Below are 23,797 nucleotides of genomic sequence, written 5' to 3' on the forward strand. Positions count from 1 at the left end.
ACAGAACCAAGAAAATACGGCGACAGATCCGCCTATGAAACCGAGAGGGCGGGTAGAATTGGTGAAGCGGGCCGGTTTTGGGCGGCCGCCAGCCGCCCTCAGACGTCCAACGCCACCGCCCGCGCCGGCTCCATCTTCGCCGCGCGCGTCGATGGATACACTGAGGCGAGCACACACAGCGCAATGGCCATCGCAGAAATGGCCGCCACATCCAGCAGTTCGATCGACACCGGATAGGAATCGATGAGGAATGAGTCCGCACCCATCATGGGCACGAACTGATAGCGCTGCTGGAGCAGGGACAGCCCCAGGCCAAGTGCAAGGCCGATTCCCCCGCCGAAGAGTCCGATCAGCAGCCCGTCCGCCAGAAAGATCTTGCGCACATCGGCCGCCGAGACGCCCATCGCCCGTAGCACCCCGATATCCCGGCGCTTCTCCACCACAATCATGGTGAGTGAACCCACGATGTTGAACGCCGCCACGACTATGATCAGCGCCAGCACGGCCATCGCCCCCCACTTCTCCAGTCGCATCACGGCATAGAGCGATTCCTGCAGGTCGTACCAGGTCTGCACCTCAAACTCGTCCGGGTCCAGCGACTCCTGCAGAGCGGCCTGCACCCGGCCCGCATGTTCGATGTCGTCAAGCCGCACATCGACGCCGTGCACCCGACGGCCCATGCGAAACATGCGCTGGCACTCCGCGAGGTCTACAAAAACGAAACTCTCGTCGTACACGGCCTCCAACTCATAGAGACCGCGCACCTCAAACGTCGCGATCTGTGGCGGACCCAGCACCCGAGTCAGCGTGCGCTCCAGCGCGTTTGCCGAGAGCAGCGAGACCCTGCTCGCCTCCCGGTCCCCTCCGGCCGGGGTCAGAACCAGTCGCTCACCGAGACGCCGACCAAGCACAACTCCGGGGCGACCCTCCACACGACTCAGATTGTTCGTGCCGAATCCTGTGGACGCCACCGCCTGACCCAGGGTTGGATCGCGATCCGAGTCCACGCCACGTACGATGACCACCTTGTTGAACCCGTCCTCGGAGTCATACGCCAGCAGCGCCTTGCCCTCGATGTACGGCGAGGCCGACACCACGCCTTCCACGTCTTCAATCGCCACCAGCAGACTGTCCCTGGCCTCGAATCCCCGCTCCCCGGCGCTGACCACACGCACGTGCGGATCCAGCGACACCAGCATGTCCCTTACAAACGTAAAGAACCCGTTCATCACCGAGAGCACCACGATGAGGGCCGCCACCCCGACGGCCACGCCCGCCACGGAGATGCCGGTGATCTTGGTGATCAGCGAAAACGACCGGCGTCCGAGCAGGTAGCGCCTGGCAATCAGCAGCCGGAAGTCCACAGGCTACGCCCCTAGAATGGGCATCGGATTCGTAAAGGCACCCTCCGGCACGGTCAGGGGAGCGTCCAGCCCATCGGTCATCATGGTCCAGCGCGCGCAATCCTTCTGGGAGGAGAGTTGCACCGAGCCCCGGGGACTCGCCAGGTCCTGATACCCGGTCCAGTCGCAGGCCTGCTCACTGCCCGACTGCAGCACATAGTGCCACTTTCGCACGTGCCCGGTCTCACGATCAATCCACACGTAGTACTGATCTCCAGGCGTCAGCCCAACCTCCTGAAAGCTCAGCCGGATCACTTCATGTGCCGCATCACTCGAGTCCGGCACCAGGGTGCGGGTTACTCCGGGGTCCAGCATTTTGGCCGGCATGAGCAGCCAGTAGGTGTCGTTGATGAACGCGCTGTAGCCGCGCTCCACAAGCGCCTCCTGGTTCGGAGCCGGCTCGCCATCGCGGAACGCCTGACCCTCCTGCGACTGTGTATTGAACAACACCACGATGTTGGAATCGTTGCGCACATATTCCAGACGATAGTCGCCCGTCATCTTGTCCCACAGATGGCGCCTTGGCGCTCTGGGAGGCACCCCGAAGTTGAACCGCAGGTACGGCATCGAGCGCATCGCCATTTCGCCTCCCGAGGCGGCCAGCGCCCGGAAGGCAAGCGAATCAGCCCGATCCACCAGTTCCGGCAGCTCGCTGGTCATTTCGTCGGCAGAGGTTTCCGGGGGCTGCGGCACCTGACAGGCGGCAAGGGCCACCACCAGACCGAGTGCGGGGATACACGATTTCACGGTCCTGCTCCGTATTGAGGGATAGAGAGGAAAGAACAAAGGGGTACTCCCCCGGTTTCGTTACCTATGTCACGGATTCTGCTGCTCATAGCCCTCCTGTTGCCTGCGACGGGCCTTCGGGCGCAGCAAGGGCCCGATGCGGAACAGCGTGCCCGCGCCTATGCCCGGAGCATCGGCGGCCAGGTCGTGCTGACCAACAGTGGCTTCGGGCTGGGGGCCAGCCTGCGCATGGCCGTGCGCAGCGACCTCTCGTTTACGGCCGAGACCGGCATCGGGGCCGGCAAGGATGCGCGTGAAGTAGCCTTCTTCGACCGCTTCGGGCGCCGCGACGTGCTCAACAAGGCCAACCACTTCCTGATGGTGCCGCTGCACGTGGGGATGGAGCGTCGCCTGTTCTCGGACCGCATCGAAGACGACTTCCGTCCCTTTGTGCTGATTACCGCCGGTCCCACCCTAGGCTGGGAATCACCCTACTTCAAGGACGACAACGAAAACGGCATCCTGGATCCGGGGGAACGCACGTACGATGCGCTCTCTGCCATGCCCCGCGGTCATCTCCTTCCGGGTTTCGGGGGCACCGTAGCGATAGGAGCGCACTTTGGGCGCAGCAACCTGAGCCAGGGAGTCCGGATTGGCTACTCCTTTGCGCATTTCGGGCGGGGCGTGCAGCTCCTGGAACGGGGGATCAAAGATCCGCAGCACTTCTTCGGTACGCCGCAGATAATCGTCTACTTCGCACGACTATTCTGAGCGCGCCCGGGCAGGCTCAGACGTTGAATCGGAAGAGCAGGATGTCTCCGTCCTCAACGGTGTATTCCTTGCCCTCAGACCGCATCGCCCCTGCCGAACGAGCCGCGCTCTCGCCGCCCAGATCGACAAAGTCGCGATACTTGATGGTCTCCGCCCGAATGAAGCCGCGCTCGAAGTCCGTATGGATGGTTCCGGCTGCTTGTGGAGCCTTGGTGCCCCGCGTGATGGTCCAGGCGCGGGCTTCCTTGGGGCCCGCTGTAAAGAACGTCTCCAACTCCAGCAGCACGTAGGCTTCCTGGATGAGTCGTTCGAGCCCGGACCCTTCCAGGCCGAGGTCCTCCAGAAAGACCACACGCTCGTCGGGGTCCAGATCGGCGAGCTGTGCCTCCAGTTCGGCCGACACCACCACGACCCGGGCTCCCTCTTTCGCGGCGATTTCCCGCACCCGCTCCACGTGCTCGTTGCCATCTGGCAGGTCGCCTTCGCCGACGTTCGCGGCGTACAGGACCGGCTTGACTGACAGCAGGAAGAGCGAATTCAGCCAGACCTGTTCGTCATCGCGGATCTGGAACGCGCGCACGGGCTGCCCGTCCGCCACATGGTCCCTGAGTCGCTCGTAGAACGCTTTTTCAGCCTGCAGCTTCTTGTCGCCTCCCTTTGCGGCCTTCGCTGTGCGGTCGATGCGCTTTTCAATCGAGTCCAGGTCCTTCAGGAGCAGCTCGGTCTCAATCACCTCGATGTCGGAGGCGGGATCCACCTTGCCGGAGACATGCACGACGTTGTCGTCCGTAAAGCACCGCACCACATGCACGATGGCGTCGACTTCGCGAATGTGGCTCAGGAACTGGTTTCCCAGTCCCTCCCCCTTGGAGGCACCGGCAACCAAACCGGCAATGTCCACGAATTCGATGGCCGTGGGAACGACCTTGGTGGACTGCGCTATGCGGGCGATGTTGTCGAGACGCTCGTCCGGCACCGGCACAATGCCCACGTTCGGATCGATGGTGCAGAACGGGTAGTTCGCACTTTCGGCTCCAGCCCCCGAAAGGGCGTTGAACAACGTGGATTTGCCCACGTTGGGAAGGCCTACAATTCCACAGCGAAGCGGCATGTGCTCTCAGTCAGGGGCCCCACGGACCCGCGGTTTCAAAAGGCGGCCCCAATATCCCGGGCTGAAGGGATTGTTTCTATGTGCTTTGCTGCTTCCCACGGGTTTCGCAGAGGCGCAGACGGGAGAGGGTGAATATCTGGTCGTTGGTCCCGGCACGCTTCCTGGAGCCGCCCTTGTGGTGCACGCCTCGGCCGTCGGACGATTCCTGATTCGAGAAGTTTGGATCTCGGGCAGCTATCGCAGCTCGGCCGAGGGAAGCGTGCGCGCCATCGCTACCGTCGGGGGAGCCCTGCGCATAATGGGCGCACGCCGAACCGTGCTTCAGCTGGCGGAAAGCCCGTGGAATCTGGACGCCGGACTGCGCCTGGGGCCTTCCATTCTCTTTCGGTTTGAGGAATCCCGGATCGATCGGAACAAGCGGTTCACACTGCTGGCCGATCCTTTTGTGCGGGCGGGTTATGGCCGCTTTTCGCTAGAGCTGGCCGTGCACTCACCGTCCGTGCGCGCCGGCTTCTGGATACCGATCTAGAACCTGTCGGAGCAGGGCACGCTGATGTACTCGCGTTCCGGCAAGCGAACCGCGCTCAGTCGACCGTAGTCCACCCGGTGCCGAAATACACATCCTGTATCAATGTTGATCAGCTTGGCCCGGTCGATGACCTCCGGAACGGGCGTATGTCCACAGACCACTGTCTTTTCCCAGGCCAGATCCTCATCGGGACACGCGATGTGTGAGCGCTCCCACAGGTAGGTCATTTCATCCCCCATTGCGAGGTTGTCCGCCACACTGAGCCCGGGTCGCAGGCCCGCGTGCACAAAGAGGAACTCCGGCGTTTCCCGATACAGTCGTGTGCGACGGATAAAGGAGAGGTGGCTCTCGGGAATGGTGAGGTCTCCAACCTCCATCCCGTAGCTGGCGAGCGTTTGCCTTCCGCCATTGTGCAGGAAGACGTCTGCCTCTCCGTGATCCCAGTAGCCCAGAAATAGGGCTTCATGGTTGCCCCGCAGGAACGTACAGCTGTGATGTTGCTGCAGGTCCAACAGCTGGTCGATGACGCCGCGAGAATCCGGACCACGGTCGATGTAGTCGCCGATGAAGATGATGTCGTCGGAGGCCTGCAGGTCCAGCGTCCGGAGCAGATCTGCCAGCGAACGCGCGCACCCGTGAATATCACCGACGGCAACCAGCCCCATCGGTCAGTTCTCTTTCTGAACGGACATGCCGACCAGGCCGCGTCCGCTCTTTTTCACCCGACCCTCCGTCTTCAGGGATTCAAGCGCGGCATCGAGGATGCCGTTGACGAACTGCCCGCTCCGTGCCGTGCTGTACTTCTTGGCCACCTCAATGGCTTCGTTGATCGACACCTTCGGCGGGATGTCTTCAAACTGCAGCATCTCACAGAGCGCAATGCGAAGGACCAGCCTATCGATCAGAGCGATGCGGGACAGGTCCCAGTTCTGGGTGTGCTGTTCGATGATCGAATCCGCGTCGGACGTCATGTCCAGCGTGCGAAGAAACAGCTTCTCCGCGAATCGCAGCGTTGCGGCATCATCTGACAGCGGTTCCTGGAGCAACGTCTTGATGATATGGTCGGCGTCTCCGCCTCCAAGCTGAAATGCATACAGGGCCTGCATGACCCGTTCCCTGGATTCCCTTCTCGTGCTCATTCGCTGTCAAACAACAATCTGCGTAAGTACGCGCTCTTTTCGAGGATAACCGGCCATTTCCTCATCGTCAATCTTATAGCGTGCGAATAACGCGTGGCGTTACAGTGCAGCCGGCCTGGTCCTCTATAAGGTATGAGGCCGGGATCGCATCGACTGCTGCTGCCGCTTTGTGGTGTGTTGTTGGGCGCAGCAGATCCTCCATTTTGGCTGGTTATCGCTTGTTTTGGGGCGTTTCTCGTGCGTCCCTCCCCATTGATTCGGGCGATGCGGGGTGGCGCCCTGTTACTTGCTCTTGGTGCTGGCCATGGAGCGCTCCAATCCCACACCGAACTGCGGGATGGTCCGGTTGTCTGCGCAGGCAGGCTTGCCAATACCCGGCTGACGGGTCACTGCTTTCAGGGTACAACGTGGGTCGTGGCGCGCGTCGCGGTATTCCCGAGAGGCCACGCTGACGGCATCGCCCTCATCCGGGGTGACGTGAGGATTCCGAGGCCTCCGCGCGGGCCGGGCATGGTGGATCCCCGCGCTCTTGCGCGGTCCCGGAACTACCACGCGGTCGTCGAGGGAACAGCGGTGATCGTGGAACCGGCTTCCCCACCCCTTCTATTGCGGCGCCACGACCTGCTCTTTCAGGGACGCGATCCCACGGGTGTCGTAAGAGCGATGACCACCGGCGACAGAACGCGGATGCGAGAGGCTCTGCCGGAGCAGTTTCGCCAGGCGGGCCTCGCTCACGTCCTCGCCATTTCCGGTTTTCACGTGTCGGTGGTCGGTCTGGCTGTGTTTGGACTGGCGGCCGTGATTTTCTCTGCCTTGCAGATCCCCACGGCCACGCGACTGCAGCTTAGGGCGGGGGTTACGCTGGGCGCACTGGTTGCCTACGCCGCAGCCACAGGCGGATCGGCGGCCACTACCCGTGCGGCACTCATGGGTGGTCTCGTGCTATGGCAGGGAGCCCGTGGCCATGGCTCGGTTTCGGGTATACACACAGTGCTCCTGGCGGGACTTGTGCTGGGGGTGGTCTTGCCGGGTCTCGTCTGGACTCCCGCCTACCTGCTCTCTTTCTGTGCCGTGTACGGTCTGGTCAGGGACTGCGGATCGTCACGGAATCCGGTGGTAATGTCACTCGTGGCGGTACTGTTTACCGCGCCCGCATCGGCCGCTTTTTTCCAGCGCATCACACCCGTCAGTGTCGTTTCCAATTTGCTGGGAGGCCCGTTGGCCGGACTCGTGATGGTGGCGGCGGTAGCGGCGCATCTGACGGGTATCCAGTGGTTTGTCGTGGCCGCGGACGCCGCGGCGCAGTTGCTGGTGCTCGTTGCCGGCGTGTTTGCATCGATACCGGGGCTGCCGGTGCTCTCCGGCCGGGCGCTTTGGCTGGTCCCGGCACTGGTTCTGGGGAGCTTGCCCGGCACCGCTGCAGGACGTCGTGTCGTCACGATCTGCGCCATGGCGCTGGTTCTACTGATTCCGCAGGCACGCGGACCCCTGGAAATCTGGTTTCTTGATGTGGATCAGGGCGACGCCGCACTCGTGCGAACCCCACATGGAACGAGCCTGCTCATCGACACCGGACCTCCGTCGGCCCGCTACGTGGTAGCCTCCGCCATCGGTCACCTGGCTCCGGGTGGTCTGGACCATAGCTTCATCTCCCACCCCCACAGGGATCACGACGGCAACCGCCAACTGGCCGAGTCTCGGGTTCGACCGACTTCAATCGGCACGCTGCTCAAGCCGGACCCCGAGATCAGACTGTTGCCCCTGGCACCGGAACCGGGCCTCGTGGGAGGACCGAATCAGTTGTCTTCCGTGCTGCTTCTGGCGCACGGCCGGGTCCGGTTCCTCTTTACTGGAGATGCGGAGGGCGCCTCGGAGTCCATGATGACCAGGCGATGGGACTCTCTGCTTGCGGCGCAGGTGGTGAAGGTGCCTCACCACGGCTCCACCACCAGTAGCCACCGGTTTTTGGTGTCCCGCGCACGTGTCGGTGCCCCGGGATGGGCCGTCATTTCGGTGGGCAGATCTAACCGCTACGGCCTGCCGGATCCGCGCGTCGTCGATCGCTGGATGAAAGCAGGGTATCAGGTTCTGACTACCGCGGATTCCGGCTCTGTTTACTGTCGGAGTGACGGCGAACAGGTGCGCTGCGTTCCGTTCAGTCCAGGTAGAGATTGACCGGGCACTGCTTGACCAGGAACGAGGTCGTCGACCCGAACGCCACGGACCGGATTCGGGACTTGGAGTGGGCGCCTGCCACAACCACGTCCGCATCGAACTGGCTGATCTGCGCGGAGATCGTTCCCTCGACGTCGTCCGATTTCAGCGCTGCAACTTCGGGATTCAGACCGTGTGCTCGGATAAACTCAGAGGCCAGCTGAAGCATCAATTCCGCTTCGGCCTGTTTCTTCTCCCAGATGCAGATCAGCCGAATGGCGATGTCTGATCCGAACGGCTTGGATCGCACGAAGGTGCGCATGGCCCTCGCAGCCGCATTGCTGCCGTCGTAGGCGATCAGCACGTTCTTGACCTTTCGGTACTGTTCGCTCACAATAAGTGTCGGGCCGACGGTCTTTCGCACGACGCGCGCAAGCGTCTCAGTAGCCTCCTTCGGATGACTGTAGAAGAAGTGCGGGTCGTTGCCGACGACCAGAAGGTCATGGTATTTCATGTCCTCGACAATGCGTCTGAACGGCACGCCTTCCTGAAGCAGTTCGGTGTGCTCCACCCCCGCCTTGGACACCACGCTGCTGAACTCACGAATGAGCTCATGCGCACGATCTCGTGCTTCAGCGGTCAGCCGCCCCCTCAGTTTGTCCGCGTAATACATCGAACCTACCCCGCCTCCGCGGGAGCTGGATGCGATGCTTCCCATATCGACCACGGCCAGGCCGGTGATGGATGCCTGGTCCCGCTTGGCAATCTCGACGGCGTAGCGCGTAGCGGTCGGTGTGTCGGAATCGGGGTCGAGGGCGACGAGAATCTTCTTGATCATCTGAAGAGCGCGATTGTCAGTCGTATTGAAAGTAAAGCCTCAACAGGAGGCCTCCCAACGAGCTTTGCAGCCAACCCGGGAATCCACAGACTCTCTTACCTCTTCAGATAAAGATTTAGATCTAGTAGTAGATAGATATAGGTCTGTGGACGACTGTGGGAGGATTCTTTCCCAACATCCCTTGACGCCACTTCTGCACAATGCTTACTGGGCCCTGCTGGCCGGTGCGGGCGGTTCTGTACGGGTTATCCACGTGTCAAGCAGATGGGCCAACGTTTTTGCGCACAGCCAGTCTCGCGGTGCGTAGCGTCAGGATGCACTGTGTGAAGCGCGCAGGTTTTCCAACGGTATTCCACGACGATCGTCAAGCGAGGCGGTGAATGTGGGAGACCGCTGACTTTTCCACGAGTCGCCCACCGCTGATCACGGTTTCCCCAACAGTCTGAACATCTCCTTCTTGTAGGCTTCCACACCAGGTTGATCAAATGGATTGATGCGCAGCATGTATCCACTGACCGCCACCGCGTGCTGGAAGAAGTAAATCAACTCGCCGATGGATCCCGGCGTGATGTTTTCCAGCCACAGAGTCAGCACGGGGACACCTCCCTGCACGTGGGCTCTGGCGGTTCCTTCGTAGGCCTTACGGTTGATTTCCGTCAGCGATTTCCCTTCCAGGTAATTGAGGCCGTCGAGATTCGCGGAGTCGATATCGACTGTCATATCGCCTCCGTCGTCCTCTGCAATCAGGAACGTCTCAATGAGATTGCGCTTTCCGTCCTGCACGTACTGCCCCAGTGAATGCAGGTCTGTGGAATACTGGAGGGACACCGGGAGCAGTCCGTTGTGGCCCTTGCCCTCGCTCTCTCCGTAGAGCTGCTGCCACCAGCCCCCAATGGAGGAGAGACGCGGCTCGAAATGGGCAAGCACTTCGGTGGAATAACCATTCTCAAGCAACCGGCAACGCACGGCGGCATACTCGATAGCGCTGTTGTTGTCCAGCTGGGACAGACGTTCGGACTCCGCGACGGCTCCGTAGAACAGCGAACGAATGTCCACTCCGGCCACGGCAATCGGCAGCAGGCCGACTGGAGTCAGCACCGAGAATCGACCTCCCACGCGAGGCGGAATGACGTACTTCCGGTACGGGTGCGCTTTTCGCAGTTCATTCAGTGCTCCGCGTTCCGGGTCCGTGGTGACGATGATGCGGTCGTCGGCATCATCGAAGTGCAATTCCATCCACTCGCGCACGAACCGGAAGGCGATGGCGGGCTCGAGGGTTGTCCCACTCTTCGATATGACATTGACATACACACTCTTGCCTTCCAGATAGCCCAGCAGTTCGCGCAGGTATGCGCCGCTCATGTCTTTGCCGGCGAAAAGAACCTCGGGTCCGTCACCCGTTGGGAAATAGGGCGTCAGCGCCTCGATGACCGCCTTTGCGCCGAGATAGGATCCGCCGATTCCGATCGAGAGAAACACGTCGGCGCGCTGTCGGATCTCGGCAGCCACATCCTGGAGATTGCCCAGAAGTGCATCGTCTGGCTCCACCATCAAGTCTCGCCAGCCCAGGTATTCGGAGCCTGCCCCGGAGCCGTCCATAAGGCGCGCGTGCGCGTCCCGGGCGCGTTCCAGTCCCTGCGCCAGTTCCGGGTCCGGCAGGAACGATTTGGCCTGGGTATAATCGAGTCTGATCATTCGTCATCGGGGCAGGGCCCCGCCTATGGAACTGTTTGTATCGGTGGATGAGGCCAGAACGGCCATCAGGCGGGGCCTTCCGGAGCCTCGCCAGGAAATAGTACCGCTTGAAGCGGCATACGGACGCATCCTGCTTCACGAAGTCATTTCGAAGGAAGCGATTCCACCGTTCCCGAACTCGGCTATGGACGGCTTTGCGGTCCGCAGTGCAGACCTCGCGGATAGCGGCGGCACGTTGAGATGCACCGGCGAAATCGCCGCGGGAGCCTGGCCGGCGAATGCAGTGCGGGAAGGCACCTGCGTGCGCATTATGACAGGGGCTCCCATGCCGGATGGTGCCGACGCCGTCGTGCCCGTGGAGTGGACGCGTGAGCAGGGGGACGCCGTCGTGGTCGATCGCGGGATTTCGCCAGGTCGGCATCTCCGGGCTGCCGGCGAGGACATGGCACCCGGCCAGGTGGTGCTCCGGGCGGGAGCCGACGTGGCGGCTGGTGCTGTGGCCGTGCTGGCTACCATTGGGCAGTCAGAGGTGGTGGTAGGCCGACGGCCCTCCGTGGCCGTGATAGCAACGGGCGATGAACTCGTGCCACATTCCGAAACTCCTGCGCGGGGTCAGATCCGGAATTCAAACGGACCGGCGCTCGCGGTCCGGGTGGAGGAGGCAGGGGGTAGGCTCGCGGGTCAGTGGGTTGCGCGCGACAACCGGCAATCCGTACGCGCCGTGCTCGCAGAAGCGAAAGGTGCGGACGTGCTCGTTTTCTCTGGTGGCGTGTCCATGGGCGAGTATGATCTGGTCCGCGCGGTGCTGGAGGAGAACGGCTTTGAGGCCGCGTTCTGGAAGGTGAAGCAACGTCCCGGCAAGCCGCTGGTCTTCGGCACCCTGGAGCGTCGGCCGGTTTTCGGGCTGCCCGGCAACCCGGTCTCCTCGTCGGTGTGTTTTGACCAGTACGTACGGCCGGCTCTTCGGTACATGCAGGGAGCCGCAAGACCCCATCGCCCGAGATATCCTGCTCAATTGACAGCGGACTTTCCCAAGCCGAGAGGACTGCACGTATTTGCCAGGGCGGTGGTCACCGGGGCAGAAGGCATGCTGCAGGCGAGCCCGACCGGCTCTCAGGGTTCCCACATCTCCACGAGTCTTGTGGGGGCGAACGCGCTGCTCCACCTTCCAGCCGAGTGGGAGGCCGCACCGGCAGGCGCCATGGCCGAAGTGGAGTTTCTGTAGACTGGCACGAACCTGTATCGAAGGGACCCGTTATGACAGGTATGATGTGTCCTTGTCGCAGGTGCCATGGCTGAACTCCGCTCAGGAACTCCCCGACATCAGCAAGTCAGCGATTGGCTGCGGGAGGAGATCGCATCGGGCCGTTGGTCGCGGGATGATCAACTTCCATCCGAGAGCCAGTTGGGCGAGCAGTTTTCGGTCAGCCGTATCACGGTACGGCGGGCCCTTCAGACCCTGGAGAGCGAGGGCTTGATTTATCGTCGACAGGGACTGGGCTCTTTTGTGGGCACAAACCGCGTTCACCAGGGGCTCATTCGACTGACGGACTTCTCGGAGGACATGGAGGCAGCGGGACTGGCTCCGACGTCCCGTGTGTTGCAGTCCGAGATCGAGCCCGCGTCCGAAACGGTGGCAGCGGCACTCGGTCTGGCAGAGGGGGTCAAAGTCCTGCGTCTGGACCGGTTACGCCTCGGCAACGGTGAGCCGCTGGCCTACGACCGAACCTGGCTGCCGGCCTTCTACGGTCAACTGTTGGACGGTCGGGACCTGGAGAGGGAGACGATCTACCACATACTGGAGGTGGATTACAAGATCCCGGTGATCTACGGTCGGTTTCGCATCGAGGCCATCAATGCGCCGGCTGATATCAGCCAGGAACTGGGCATCCCCTGGGGACGGGCGCTTCTGATGATCGAGCGCACCTCGGTCACCGAAGGAGATCGCACCGTGTACTACCAACAGCGGTACTACCGCTCTGATCGGGTTGCGTACGATCTGCAGCTGGAGCGCAGCCCGGGAACGAACGGTCGCGGGCTGCCGCTTCGCGAGTTCGAACCGGTGTTCAAATAAAAGACCGCGCCGTCCGATTGGACGACGCGGCCCTGGGCGCTTCGGGGAGAGGCCTCGTTCAACCGGCGGTGAGTCCCTCGCATGGACCGCCGCCGGATTCGGTTATCGCACGAGCATGACCGGTGTCGTCACGCCAGCGCCCGAGGCGCCCGTAAGTCGGACCATATACACGCCGCTGTTGAGCGAGCCAGCGGGTATCTGGACTTCGATGATCTGGCCCGAAACCGCCGTTCCGGAATAGAGGGTTCTGACCTGCCTACCCTGCATGTCCCAAAGCGCAACGGTCACCTCCTGCGTCTCTGCGACTGCAAACGGCACCCTGGTAACGGTGGCGAAGGGATTCGGGTACGGTGTCAACAGGCGCAGGTGTTCGTCAGGCCGCTCGGGCGCATCGTCCGTATTCGTGGCTCGGGGGCCTGAGATTCTGGCGAACGTGCAGTCCTTGTTGTTGAAGAGGCAGCCCTGCGGCATGATTGCGCCGCCGTCGTGTTTCCCCTCGAAACCGATCCCGACAATGCCGCCCGGCTCGATGCAGTTGTTGTAGGGCATCGGGTACACCGTGACGTGGTTGCCGGATTTCTGGAAATCGGCATTCCACATTCGGTCTATGGTCATGTCGTCCGACAGGTCGAATTCCAGCTTCCAGTTCCGGATCGCCTTGTCTGACTCGTTCAGGAGCTGGATGCTGTAGACGTACCCCCCGTTCCACAGGGATGGTCGCTGGAAGTCGACCACCAGGCCACTGATACTGCCGTCATCATCGGGATCCGGCAGCACGGAACAGAGGGGACCGACGGGCTCGGGTTCCTCCGGAGGCTTGACAAAGTCGTCCGGGTCCACAAACTCACACGGGAATCCGTTGAAGATGCAGGACTGCAGCGTGTCTACCTGGCCCGTGTGCACGCCCGACAGCGTCAGCCAGACCAGCGAATCCGGCTCGATGGAGTGCGTCCACCCTTTGCCTTTAACCTCGTAGAAGGTCCCCGTGCGACTCCACTCCCCATGCTCAATACTCGTGATCAGTGAGGTCGACTGGAACTTGAGATTCCAGTAGTCGATGGGCTGATCGCTGATATTCTTGAGCAGGATCTGCGCGCGGTAATCGGTTACTCCCTGGGAGGCCACCCACCACCCGATGTCTACGGCCAGGGTATCCTGCGGATTGGGCTGTGGCGCGTTGAGTTCTTCAAAGGCACATGTCTGCCCGTTGAAGCCGCAATCTGTTGGCCGCGGCACGTCTCCGGCCGTGGTCATGTCGCCATCGCCGGGAATCGTGCCGTCTATCGAGAACCAGATGGATCCCCCGGCCGGAATGATCCGTGTCCAGCCCGCCCCTGTGACGGTGTGGCGCGTACCCGCGATGGAATACTGCGCATTCCGGATGTTGGTCGCGGCCGGGTCCAGATCGAACGCAAGACCCCAAGACTCAATGGGCTGGGGGGTCATGTTGGTCAACATGACGTTGGCCACGTAGGAGGCACCCAGGGTCTTGTCGACCCAGTAGATGACACGCACGTCGGCAGATTCGGGAGAATCCGCGCTGGCACTGCTGACAAACCCCGGCAGAGCGGCCAATGCAAAGAAGAGAAGTAGCGCAGCTCGCGCTACGGCATGGGCAAACATGGTTGGTCCTTGGTCACGGACGTGGGCGCCGGGGAGCACCGTCTAGATAGAACGATGCAGAACCCGAAATTCGCGGGACGTCGGCGCGCAAAAAGTCGGTAGATTGCTGCCCCACCCGAATTCTCCCTCCATGCGTCGACTCTCTGCATTTCTCCTGATCTGTGCCTTCAGCTTTCCCGCGACGGCTCAGGACATCCCGTCGCCCGCCGAATTTCTGGGCTACGAGCTGGGCAGCCGGTTCACCCGCCACCATCAGGTCGTGGACTACTTCCGACACGTGTCCGAGTTGTCCAATCGTGTCACGCTGCATCAGTACGGCGAGACGTACGAGGGCCGGCCACTGCTGGCGGCATTTCTGTCCACCCCTGATCGACAGGATATGCTGGAAGACATTCGTCGGGACAACCTGCGGCTGACCGGTATCGAAGACGGCGAACCCGAGGGAGACACGCCCGCCATCGTCTGGCTTTCCTACAATGTGCACGGGAACGAGTCCGTGAGCACAGAAGCATCCATGGCGACCCTGTACGAAATGGTGCGGCCGGGCGGCAGTGGGGACTCGTGGTTGGCGAACACGGTGGTGGTGATCGACCCCTGCATCAATCCTGATGGACGTGACCGGTACGTGAACTGGTACAATCAGGTGGTGGGCTTCCGGCCGAATGCGGACCCGGACGCCCGAGAACATTTCGAGCCCTGGCCGGGCGGACGCACCAATCATTACAACTTTGATCTGAACAGGGACTGGGCCTGGCAGACCCAGAAGGAAAGCCAGGAACGCATGGCGCTGTTCAACACCTGGCTTCCACAGGTGCATGTGGACTTTCACGAGCAGGGCGTCAACTCGCCCTACTACTTCGCGCCGGCCGCCGAGCCCTACCACGATGCCATCACGGACTGGCAGCGTGCTTTTCAGGATTCCATCGGAACCAACCACGCCCGGTACTTCGACGCCGAAGGCTGGTTGTACTTCACCCGAGAGGTGTTTGACCTGTTCTACCCGGGCTATGGGGATACGTACCCCACGTTCAACGGAGGCATTGGCATGACGTACGAGCAGGGTGGCAGTGGTCGTGCTGGCCTGGCCATTGAAACGGCCGAAGGAGATACGCTCACGCTCGCGGACCGCATCCTGCACCACCACACGACGGGACTTTCGACCGTCGAAACGGCTTCGCGCCTTGCCGAACGGCTTATTGACGAGTTTCGCGCCTTCTACGAGGCCGAGCCGGCGGGTGCATTTCGCGCCTACGTCATGAAGGCAACCTCCGGTCAGGCCCGCCTCAACGCACTGGCCGGGCATCTGGACAAGCTCGGCATTGAATATGGCACCGTTTCTTCGGGAAGAGCCGTGCGGGGTCACGACTATCGCACCGCGTCCATGTCCAATGGTCGGGTGGAGCCGGGGGACCTGGTTGTCTCTCTTGCCCAGCCGAAGGCGACACTAACCCGCGTCTTGCTGGAGCCCGAGGCCACTCTACCGGACTCCCTCACCTACGACATCACCGCCTGGGCTCTGCCCTATGCCTACGGTCTGGACGGCATGGCGGTGTCCGACGACATCCAGCCGGACGCAGCGTTTTCCAAGGGCCAGCCGGCTGCGACCGCAGGTGAGCAGTCGTATGCCTTCGCATTGCGCTGGGACTCCCCGGACGATGTGGTCTTCTTGTCGGCCGTGCTCGAAGCCGGTATAGACGCGCGGGTGGCTGTCGAACCCTTCGAGGTTGACGGGGCCCGTTTTGGGCCTGGTACGGTGCTGTTTACGCGCGCCGCCAACGAGCAGTTGGGAGCGAGTCTGGCACCTCGGCTCGCGACCCTGGCCTCGGAATACGGGGCCGAGCTGGTCCCGATGGCCGGAGGCCGGGTTGACAGCGGGTCCGATTTCGGTTCCAACCGGGTCCGCTTCATTTCCGCCCCGCGCGTCGCTGTGGCTACCGGAAGCCCGGTCTCACAGTACGGCGCCGGTGTGGTTTGGCACTGGTTCGAACAACAGCTCGGCTACCAGGTGACCATGGTGAACGCGGACCGGTTGACACGCGTGGACCTGGATGAGTTTGACGTACTGATTCTACCGACCGGAGGCTATGGCAGCGTGCTTCGCGATGCCGGAATGGACGCCCTGCGGTCGTGGGTGCGCGGCGGCGGTCGACTGATCGCCATTGATGGTGCAGCCCGATTCCTCGTGGGTCAGGAGGGATTTGAGCTGGTTCGAAAGAGCGCCGACGAGGACGACGAGGAGTCAGAGGAAGAGGATGACCCGTTGCGGCGGTATGCCGACCGCACCCGGGACGGCCTGACCGAAAATGTGCCGGGAGCCGTGTTCGCAACGCGGGTCGATGATTCCCATCCGCTCGGTTTCGGGATGTCTCGTGGCTACTACACGCTGCGACGCAGCGGATCCGGTTACGCCTATCTGGAAGATGGTTGGAACGTGGGTGTTCTTGAGGGCGGCTCACGCCTCTCGGGTCACGTAGGTGTGGACGCGACGCCGGAGATTGAGGAGAGCCTGGCATTCGGAGTCCAGGAGATGGGTTCGGGGGCAGTCGTCTACCTGCTGGACGATCCCGTTTACCGCGGTTTCTGGTACGAAGGGCGGCTTCTGTTGGGCAACGCCGTGTTCATGCCGCTCAGATAGCGCTCTTGGCCGGCGCTCCGGCCGAGTACGGCGTTACAACCGGTGGCGTCGGGACCGTTTCCCGGACAACTGGCTCCTGGCCTCCGTGAGAAGCGTGCGCAACGCACGGAACTCGACCATTTCGATGGCCTCGTCGAGCGACACCCAGCGCGCATCGGTGATTTGCTCTTTGGCCTGGGGGATGAACTGCTTTGCGTTGGTTTCCATCGCATACCAGTGGGTGTGCTTGATCAGGTACCGGCGCTTTCGTGCGCGGTAGCCGTGCGTCGTCACGCCCACTTTCCACAGGATGCGGGCGTAGTCGATGCCCAATTCCTCCTGCACCTCGCGTACGGCACAGGCCCGCTTCGATTCGCCCCGGTCCTTTTTGCCCTTTGGAATGTCCCATCGACCCCGCCGGAAAATGAGCACGGTCTCAACACGCCCTTTTTTTTCTCGCAGCAGCACTCCTCCGCCGGCCAGGACGCGCACGGCACGCCTCAGAGGCCTGAGGTTGACGATGTGTTTGGGGCGGATCCGTCCCTTGTCGCGCGCCTTCTGGGGGACCACCAGGACGACCCCCTTGTGTTTTCGAGCGCTCTTGAGGCGATCGAAATGCGGCCGCTCGGGATCGAGACCTTCCTTGGCGATAGCCTTCAATTCCTCCTTTCCGACCGGGTAGAAGAGGAAGGGTGCCTTGGCCATGGGGTGGAGTATACTTCGGGAGACAGGACACCCGAACACGTGGAGATGGGCATTGCTCCCCAGGATATTACGGCCGTGATTGCCGCCGGTGGGGCGTCCGTGAGATTTGGTCGGGACAAGGCAACGTTTGTTGTGGGAGACGAGACGCTCCTGGACCGTACTGTGGGGATCGCCTACAAACTGGCCTCTACCGTGTTGATCAGTCTCCCGAAGAAGGAGTCCGGGGAGCCGCAAGACTGGAAGGGCATCCGGTCTCGCATGAAGGTCGTGGATGACCACGTGTCGGCCCAGGGGCCTGCCGCAGCGCTGCTGGCCGGACTCAGGGCAGCAGAAACACCCTGGCTACTCATGTTGCCAACGGATCTCCCTTTCATGACGGCTTCCGCGCTAAAGGGCCTTCTGGAAGGTGAGGACGAGGTGGCCCGGGTCGCAGTCGACCGGTCAGGGCGCCTTCATCCTGCCGTTTGTCTCGTGCCGGTTTTGCAGTTTGATACCCTGCTGTCTCTGGCAGCGTCCGGCGAATCCGCTCTTCATCGCCTTCTGGCCGCGATCAATACACGGGATGTGGAGACGGAGGAGCGAGCCCTCCATAACATGAACAGGCCGCAGGATGCCCCCTGACCCGGCATGGAGGTTGCCTTTCACGCCATGAAGCGTCATATTGCCATTACTTGACATAACAAGTGCCACCGCGTGAATTACGGGTTTGTCATAGACAATGATTCCTGTATTGGATGCCACGCCTGTTCGACGGCGTGCAAGAGCGAGAACGACGTGCCCCTGGGTGTGCATCGCACGTGGGTCAAGTCGGTCGAAACGGGCGCCTATCCCGACGTTCGCCGGTCCTTTCAGGTAACCCGCTGCAATCATTGCGCGAATCCGCCCTGCGTGCGCATATGCCCGGTAACGGCCATGTACCAGCGGGACGACGGTATTGTCGAGTTTGACCAGGATGCCTGCATTGGATGCAAGGCATGTCTGCAGGCCTGTCCGTACGACGCGATCTACATCGATCCCGAGACCGGCAGTGCTGCCAAGTGTCACTACTGCGCCCATCGTGTGGAAGTTGGGCTCGAACCGGCCTGCGTCGTGGTCTGCCCCGAGCACGCCATCATTGCCGGGGACCTGGACAACCCGGAGTCCGAGATCAGCCGGGTCGTGGCCAACAACAAGGTTACGGTTCGCAAGCCGGAGCAGGGCACAGCGCCCAAACTCTTCTACATCGGGGGGGAGGACGCAGCGATGCACCCTACTGCAACCGAGCGCGCACCGAGCTCGTTTGCGTGGTCGGACGTCATTGATGAGGCGGGCGGAGATGGTCTGCCGGGCACGAGCCAGGGCCTGCCGCAGGCCGGCCCCATCCACATCGCCCCCGGCCGCATGGCCGAGCACATGGTTCAGGTGGTCTGGAACGCCCAGCACAAGGTGCCCTGGCATTGGCCTGTGCCTGCGTATCTCGTCACAAAAGCTATTGCGGCCGGCGTCTTTCTATTGGCTGCATGGCAGGTACTGGTCGAGGGGTCCGGCGCGAGCCTTTTCGCCCCCGCCGCGGCAGCCGTGCTGTTCCTGCTGGTTACTACCGGACTGCTGGTTTTCGATCTTGAGCACCCGACGCGCTTTCTGCGCATCATCACCCGACCCCAGTGGAGGAGCTGGCTGGTTCGGGGCGCGTTCATTTTGATCGCCTTTTCCGGAGTCGCCACGCTTTGGGTGGCTGCAGAATGGTTCGGGCTGCACGCCTGGCGACCCTGGTTGCTGGGAGGCGGCAGCCCACTAGCCGTAGGGGCTGCGGCCTACACGGCGTTCCTGTTCGGACAGGCGGAGGGCCGCGATCTCTGGCAATCGTCTTTGCTGCCCGCGCACATGGTGTTGCAGTCGCTTCTGGCCGGCACGGCGTTTCTGGCGGTTCTCGGACAAGACATGCCGGTGCTGATGGTAGGGCTGCTTGCGCTCAACCTGCTGCTTTCACTCTCGGGTGACATGTGGATGCCGCACGCGTCGGATACGGCGGCGCGCGCCGCCCATCGCATGACGCGCGGTCGGTATCGGATGCACTACTGGCTGGGCTTCGCCCTGGCTGGCTCCCTGGTCCCGGCCCTGCTGGCAGTGACCGCGCCGGCTCTCCTCCCGCTCGCCGGAGTCCTTGTCCTGTTGGGGCTGTTTCTCTACGAGCAGGCCTTCGTGTCGGCACCACAGGAAATCCCCAACTCGTGATGGACCAGCGCTCGGCAGACGAAAAGGCCAAGGACCTGTTGGCGAACCTCGAGGGTTCGCCCGTTGGTGAGCAGTTTGGAATGCCGGTATTTGCGCCGACGGAACACGTGCCGCGCAAGGTGCCCATGACCGAGGTCGTGCACCCCGACGGCAGGATGAGCCAGTACCCCCCCGCCTCTGAATGGCAGGACTGGGTCGAGTATGACGGAAAGGAGTGGCCAAAGCGAGTAGCGCGCCGCTTCACCCTCGTGCCCACCGTCTGTTTCAACTGCGAAAGTGCATGCGGCTTGCTGGCCTATGTCGATCGGGAGACCCTCCAGATCCGCAAATTCGAAGGCAACCCGGTGCACCCGGGAAGCCGCGGGCGTAATTGCGCCAAGGGTCCGGCGACGATCAATCAGGTCTACGATCCGGAACGCATCCTGTATCCGCTGAAGCGGGTGGGCTCTCGCGGCGAGGGGAAGTGGAAGCGTATCACCTGGGACCAGGCCCTGACCGAGATCGGGGAGAAGATGGCGGCGAGCCGCAGACGGCGAAAGGACGGCATCATGTATCACGTGGGCCGGCCGGGAGAGGACGGCTTCACGAACCGGTGCATTCAGGCATGGGGCGTCGATGGCCACAACAGCCACACAAACATCTGTTCCAGTGGGGCGCGGGCGGGATACTTCTTCTGGGCGGGGTTCGATCGCCCCAGTCCGGACCACGCCAATGCCCGGGTCATACTGCTCATTTCCAGCCATCTGGAAACGGGCCACTACTTCAATCCGCATGCGCAGCGGATCATGGAGGCCAAGAAGAAGGGCGCCAAGCTGATAACCCTGGATCCCCGCCTCTCGAATACGGCGTCCAAGAGTGATGTGTGGCTGCCCACGTGGCCGGGCTCCGAGCAGACGGTGCTGCTGGCCATCGCCAACCACCTGCTGCAATCGGATCGCTATGACCGGGACTTTCTGCGTCAGTGGGTGAACTGGGAGGAGACGATTGACCACTTCCGCGCGCAGCCGTTCGAGGGGCGCCGTTTCTCCGGACTTGCCGAGCCCGGTGCGCCCCATTCTTTCGATGAGTTCGAGGCCCTGCTCAAACAGTTGTATGCGGAATACACGTTCGAGCGGGCCGCAGCCGAATCCCAGGTCCCGATCGAGCGCATAAGGGCGGCGGCAGAAGCGGTAGCCGACTGCAACGGCAGGCTCGCATCCCACACGTGGCGCTCGGCTTCGATCGGTAACCTCGGAGGTTGGCAGGTTGCCAGGTGCCTGTTCTTCCTCAATGTGCTGACCGGCAGCGTCGGCACCCGGGGCGGCACTTCAGGCAACAGCTGGAATAAGTTCGTTCCGACGCCCTTCGACAAGCCTCCGGCGTTCAACGCCTGGAATGAGCTGCATCTGCCCCACGAGTGGCCATTTGCGTTCTACGAGATGAGCTTCCTCCTGCCACACTTCCTGGAGGAAGGCCGTGGCGAGGTGGATGTCTACTTCAGCCGGGTCTACAACCCCATGTGGATCAATCCGGACGGGTTCATGTGGCTGAAGGCCTTGAAGGACACGAACAAGCTGAAGTGCCATGTGGCGCTGACGCCGACGTGGAATGAATCGGCCTGGTTTGCCGACTACGTGCTTCCGATGGGACATGCCAGCGAACGGCATGACCTGATGAGTCAGGAGACCCACGCTGGTCAATGGATTGCATTTCGTCAGCCGGTGAAGCGGGTAGCCATGGAACGCCTTGGTCAGCCGGTGCAATTCACCTACGAGGCCAATCCCGGCCAGGTCTGGGAGGAGAATGAGTTCTGGATCCAGCTGTCGGCCCGCATGGACCCCGACGGCTCCATGGGTATCCGGAAGCACTTTGAGAGTCCCTATCGGGCTGGCGAGATCATCACCATCGACGAGTACTACCGGTGGATCTTCGAGAACTCCGTGCCCGGGCTTCCGGAGGCCGCTGCGGCCGAGGGTCTGAGTCCGCTCGACTACATGCGCAGATTCGGTGTTTTCGAGGTCACAGCAGAGAACTACACGCCGTATCGGAAACCGGTGCAGGGAACGCCTGGTCCGCGTCGGGAAGTGACCGATTCAGGTGCCGTTGTAGGGGTGCAGACAGACGATGGGTTGGCCAGCGGGTTCGCGACCCCATCGCGCAAATTGGAGTTCTTCTCCAGCACGCTGCATGACTGGGGCTGGCCGGAGCTCGAATACGTGGTGCCCTGGACACTCAAGTCCCACGTACACCCGGATCACATAGATCGGGCCGGCGGAGAAATGCTGCTGTTGCCCAACTTCCGGCTGCCAACGCTCATTCACACGCGCAGCGCGAATGCCAAGTGGCTCTACGAACTGAGCCACCGGAATCCGGTGTGGATGCACCCGGAGGACGCCGAGCGGCTTGGTGTCGAGACTGGAGACCTGCTGCGTGTCACCACGCAAATTGGCTACTTCGTGGACAAGGTGTGGATCACCGAGGGGATCAAGCCCGGCGTCATCGCCATGAGTCACCACCTGGGACGGTGGCGCCTCAAGGAATCTGAAGGCGTCAACCGAGGTGCGTCCAACCTGGTTGAGCTCTCACAGGAGGGAACGGACCACGGCCTCACCGTGCTGCACGGGGCTGGGGCCTGGGACTCATTCGACCCGGATACTGCCCGCATCTGGTGGGAGGACGTGGGGGTACATCAGAATCTGACGCATGCCGTCCATCCGGATCCCATTTCCGGTGCCCACTGCTGGTTGCAGAAAGCCTACAACGTGCGCAAGGCCGAGCCGGGAGATCGGCACGGCGATGTGCAGGTCGACACGCGCAAGTCCATGGAGGCCTATCGCCAGTGGCTGTCACTCACGCGATCAGCTGTCGACCATTCCCCAAACGGTTTGCGGAGGCCCTACTGGCTGAAGCGGCCGCTGAAGCCCGTTCGGGAGGCATATGCACTCCCGGAGAATCCATTTCAATCGCCCGTCGAACCGAAGCCATGAACCTCAGACCCAAGGAGACATGTCACGGAACGACTCACATACCATTCTGATCGTAGGGGGCGGCTCAGCGGGCCTCACGGTCGCCGCAAGGCTGCACAGGGCAGATTCCAAGCTCGACATTGCTGTGGTCGAGCCTTCTGAAAAGCACTACTACCAACCATTGTGGACACTGGTCGGCGGCGGTGTCCTTCCGGCCGAAGACACGGTGAGGGATCAGGCCGACTACATCCCGAAGGGTGTGACCTGGATCCAGGATTCGGTGGTGCGCTTCGAGCCGGAGGCGTCAAAGGTGCACCTGAAGTCCGGCGGAAGCGTTCACTACGACTATCTCGTAGTGGCGACCGGTATCGAGCTGAATTGGCATGGCATCGATGGCCTTGCTGATTCGCTTGGGCAGCACGGCGTCTGCTCCAACTATGCCTTTGAACAGGCACCCTACACCTGGAGCACGCTTTCGGGTTTGGGGCCGGGGTCGCGGCTGGTCTTTACCCAGCCCGCCACGCCGGTAAAGTGTGGCGGCGCGCCTCAGAAAATCATGTACCTGGCCGCGGATCATCTGCGCAGGCGCGGACTCCTGGGTACCGCGAGCATCCGCTTCATGAGTCCGGGATCGGTGGTCTTTGGCGTGCCGGAATTCGAGCGCACCCTCAAGGACGTCATCGCCAGGTACGGAATCTCCTTCGAGTTTCGGTCCGAGCTCATCGCAGTGCGCGGTGTCGAGCAGGAGGCGGACGTGAGGGTTACTGACGCCGAGACGGGCGCTCAGCACATTGAAACAGTGCCCTTCGACATGCTACATGTCGTTCCGCCGCAACGAGCTCCGTCCGTGGTGCGGGAAAGCAGCCTGGCCAATCAGGACGGATGGCTCGAGGTAGACCCGCATACACTGCGACACACCAGATTTCCGGAGGTGTTCGGACTCGGGGATACGACGTCGACACCGAATGCCAAGACAGGCGCCGCGGTGCGAAAGCAGGCGCCAATTCTCGTCGCCAATCTCCTGGCCCAAATGCGGTCAGGGTCGCCGGCGGCCGGTCACCGGTACAACGGCTACTCGTCCTGTCCACTCGTGACCGGGTATGGCAAACTGGTGCTGGCGGAATTCGACTACGACAACAGGCCTGATCCCAGTTTTCCGTTCGATACGACAAAGGAACGGGCAAGCATGTATCTGCTGAAGCGGCACATCCTCCCCCCTTTGTACTGGAAGGGGATGCTTCGGGGGCGTGCGTAGG

General features: G+C 62.1%; 19 protein-coding genes. 10 read left to right on the forward strand and 9 right to left on the reverse strand.

Translation table 11 applies throughout. The features are described from left to right. Positions 1–98 precede the first annotated feature (98 nt). Together JJ896_04120 and JJ896_04125 are read right to left on the reverse strand one after the other, a co-directional pair. On the reverse strand, positions 99–1,364 hold the full coding sequence (locus tag JJ896_04120) for an ABC transporter permease (GenBank protein ID MBO6778819.1): 1,266 nt from the start codon (positions 1,362–1,364) through the stop codon (positions 99–101). A gap of 3 nt (positions 1,365–1,367) precedes the next feature. Next, a complete protein-coding gene (locus tag JJ896_04125; protein ID MBO6778820.1) occupies positions 1,368–2,150 on the reverse strand; it encodes a hypothetical protein in 783 nt (260 codons plus the stop codon). 66 nt (positions 2,151–2,216) lie between these two features. Here JJ896_04125 and JJ896_04130 point away from each other — a divergent pair, with 66 nt between their 5' ends. After that, complete coding sequence (locus JJ896_04130) at positions 2,217–2,900, forward strand: hypothetical protein (protein MBO6778821.1); 684 nt, start codon at positions 2,217–2,219, stop codon at positions 2,898–2,900. A gap of 16 nt (positions 2,901–2,916) precedes the next feature. Here JJ896_04130 and ychF read toward each other — a convergent pair whose 3' ends face one another. After that, positions 2,917–4,011: a redox-regulated ATPase YchF gene (gene ychF / locus JJ896_04135; GenBank protein MBO6778822.1), complete on the reverse strand. Its 1,095-nt coding sequence runs from the start codon at positions 4,009–4,011 to the stop codon at positions 2,917–2,919. Between the two features lie 85 nt (positions 4,012–4,096). On the opposite strand from ychF, the gene JJ896_04140 reads away from it, so the two are divergent. Continuing rightward, entirely contained in the window at positions 4,097–4,540 is a 444-nt protein-coding gene (locus JJ896_04140; GenBank protein MBO6778823.1) for a hypothetical protein, read from the forward strand. Here the strand turns inward: JJ896_04140 and JJ896_04145 are convergent. Further along, the gene (locus JJ896_04145) at positions 4,537–5,205 is read right to left on the reverse strand and encodes a serine/threonine protein phosphatase (protein ID MBO6778824.1); all 669 of its coding nucleotides are present in this window, start codon (positions 5,203–5,205) and stop codon (positions 4,537–4,539) included. The two genes, JJ896_04140 and JJ896_04145, sit on opposite strands and share 4 nt — an antisense overlap. Before the next feature lie 3 nt (positions 5,206–5,208). After that, complete coding sequence (gene nusB / locus JJ896_04150; GenBank protein ID MBO6778825.1) at positions 5,209–5,679, reverse strand: transcription antitermination factor NusB; 471 nt, start codon at positions 5,677–5,679, stop codon at positions 5,209–5,211. Between the two features lie 510 nt (positions 5,680–6,189). On the opposite strand from nusB, the gene JJ896_04155 reads away from it, so the two are divergent. Continuing rightward, entirely contained in the window at positions 6,190–7,854 is a 1,665-nt protein-coding gene (locus tag JJ896_04155; protein MBO6778826.1) for a ComEC/Rec2 family competence protein, read from the forward strand. Here JJ896_04155 and JJ896_04160 read toward each other — a convergent pair. After that, positions 7,835–8,671 carry a universal stress protein gene (locus JJ896_04160; GenBank protein MBO6778827.1) on the reverse strand — a complete coding sequence of 279 codons (837 nt, stop codon included), beginning with the start codon at positions 8,669–8,671 and terminating at the stop codon, positions 7,835–7,837. The genes JJ896_04155 and JJ896_04160 overlap by 20 nt on opposite strands. A 423-nt stretch (positions 8,672–9,094) precedes the next feature. Then, positions 9,095–10,366, reverse strand: coding sequence for a glucose-6-phosphate isomerase (locus JJ896_04165; protein MBO6778828.1), 1,272 nt, complete (start codon positions 10,364–10,366; stop codon positions 9,095–9,097). Positions 10,367–10,391: 25 nt separating this feature from the next. Between JJ896_04165 and JJ896_04170 the strand changes: the two genes are divergently transcribed. After that, positions 10,392–11,591, forward strand: a complete 1,200-nt coding sequence (locus JJ896_04170; GenBank protein ID MBO6778829.1) for a molybdopterin molybdotransferase MoeA — start codon at positions 10,392–10,394, stop codon at positions 11,589–11,591. A 66-nt stretch (positions 11,592–11,657) separates the two neighbouring features. Further along, positions 11,658–12,440: a GntR family transcriptional regulator gene (locus JJ896_04175; protein MBO6778830.1), complete on the forward strand. Its 783-nt coding sequence runs from the start codon at positions 11,658–11,660 to the stop codon at positions 12,438–12,440. A 102-nt stretch (positions 12,441–12,542) separates the two neighbouring features. Here the strand turns inward: JJ896_04175 and JJ896_04180 are convergent, their stop codons facing one another. After that, positions 12,543–14,063 carry a cellulose binding domain-containing protein gene (locus JJ896_04180; GenBank protein MBO6778831.1) on the reverse strand — a complete coding sequence of 507 codons (1,521 nt, stop codon included), beginning with the start codon at positions 14,061–14,063 and terminating at the stop codon, positions 12,543–12,545. Positions 14,064–14,193: 130 nt separating this feature from the next. Between JJ896_04180 and JJ896_04185 the strand changes: the two genes are divergently transcribed. Beyond that, positions 14,194–16,698 carry a hypothetical protein gene (locus tag JJ896_04185; protein MBO6778832.1) on the forward strand — a complete coding sequence of 835 codons (2,505 nt, stop codon included), beginning with the start codon at positions 14,194–14,196 and terminating at the stop codon, positions 16,696–16,698. Positions 16,699–16,731: 33 nt separating this feature from the next. Here the strand turns inward: JJ896_04185 and JJ896_04190 are convergent, their stop codons facing one another. Beyond that, positions 16,732–17,382, reverse strand: a complete 651-nt coding sequence (locus JJ896_04190; GenBank protein ID MBO6778833.1) for an NUDIX domain-containing protein — start codon at positions 17,380–17,382, stop codon at positions 16,732–16,734. A gap of 3 nt (positions 17,383–17,385) precedes the next feature. Here JJ896_04190 and JJ896_04195 point away from each other — a divergent pair, with 3 nt between their 5' ends. From JJ896_04195 to JJ896_04210, 4 genes are all read left to right on the forward strand, one after another. Next, positions 17,386–18,003: a molybdenum cofactor guanylyltransferase gene (locus JJ896_04195; protein MBO6778834.1), complete on the forward strand. Its 618-nt coding sequence runs from the start codon at positions 17,386–17,388 to the stop codon at positions 18,001–18,003. Positions 18,004–18,075: 72 nt separating this feature from the next. Then, positions 18,076–19,596, forward strand: a complete 1,521-nt coding sequence (gene nrfD, locus JJ896_04200; protein MBO6778835.1) for a polysulfide reductase NrfD — start codon at positions 18,076–18,078, stop codon at positions 19,594–19,596. Continuing rightward, positions 19,596–22,562 (forward strand): molybdopterin-dependent oxidoreductase, encoded by a 2,967-nt coding sequence (locus JJ896_04205; GenBank protein MBO6778836.1) that lies wholly within the window; start codon positions 19,596–19,598, stop codon positions 22,560–22,562. Before nrfD ends, JJ896_04205 begins: the two co-directional genes overlap by 1 nt. Before the next feature lie 19 nt (positions 22,563–22,581). Beyond that, positions 22,582–23,796 (forward strand): NAD(P)/FAD-dependent oxidoreductase, encoded by a 1,215-nt coding sequence (locus JJ896_04210; protein ID MBO6778837.1) that lies wholly within the window; start codon positions 22,582–22,584, stop codon positions 23,794–23,796. The last annotated feature ends 1 nt before the right edge of the window (position 23,797 follow it).

Source organism: Rhodothermales bacterium, assembly GCA_017643395.1.
Lineage (GTDB): Bacteria > Bacteroidota > Rhodothermia > Rhodothermales > UBA10348 > JABDJZ01.

Coding starts and splice junctions, on each gene's coding strand:
- JJ896_04130 (MBO6778821.1), top strand. CDS start 2,217: ATGTCACGGATTCTGCTGCTCATAGCCCTCCTGTTGCCTGCGACGGGC.
- ychF (MBO6778822.1), bottom strand. CDS start 4,011: ATGCCGCTTCGCTGTGGAATTGTAGGCCTTCCCAACGTGGGCAAATCC.
- JJ896_04145 (MBO6778824.1), bottom strand. CDS start 5,205: ATGGGGCTGGTTGCCGTCGGTGATATTCACGGGTGCGCGCGTTCGCTG.
- nusB (MBO6778825.1), bottom strand. CDS start 5,679: ATGAGCACGAGAAGGGAATCCAGGGAACGGGTCATGCAGGCCCTGTAT.
- JJ896_04155 (MBO6778826.1), top strand. CDS start 6,190: ATGGTGGATCCCCGCGCTCTTGCGCGGTCCCGGAACTACCACGCGGTC.
- JJ896_04160 (MBO6778827.1), bottom strand. CDS start 8,671: ATGATCAAGAAGATTCTCGTCGCCCTCGACCCCGATTCCGACACACCG.
- JJ896_04165 (MBO6778828.1), bottom strand. CDS start 10,366: ATGATCAGACTCGATTATACCCAGGCCAAATCGTTCCTGCCGGACCCG.
- JJ896_04170 (MBO6778829.1), top strand. CDS start 10,392: ATGGAACTGTTTGTATCGGTGGATGAGGCCAGAACGGCCATCAGGCGG.
- JJ896_04175 (MBO6778830.1), top strand. CDS start 11,658: ATGGCTGAACTCCGCTCAGGAACTCCCCGACATCAGCAAGTCAGCGAT.
- JJ896_04180 (MBO6778831.1), bottom strand. CDS start 14,063: ATGTTTGCCCATGCCGTAGCGCGAGCTGCGCTACTTCTCTTCTTTGCA.
- JJ896_04185 (MBO6778832.1), top strand. CDS start 14,194: ATGCGTCGACTCTCTGCATTTCTCCTGATCTGTGCCTTCAGCTTTCCC.
- JJ896_04190 (MBO6778833.1), bottom strand. CDS start 17,382: ATGGCCAAGGCACCCTTCCTCTTCTACCCGGTCGGAAAGGAGGAATTG.
- JJ896_04205 (MBO6778836.1), top strand. CDS start 19,596: ATGGACCAGCGCTCGGCAGACGAAAAGGCCAAGGACCTGTTGGCGAAC.
- JJ896_04210 (MBO6778837.1), top strand. CDS start 22,582: ATGTCACGGAACGACTCACATACCATTCTGATCGTAGGGGGCGGCTCA.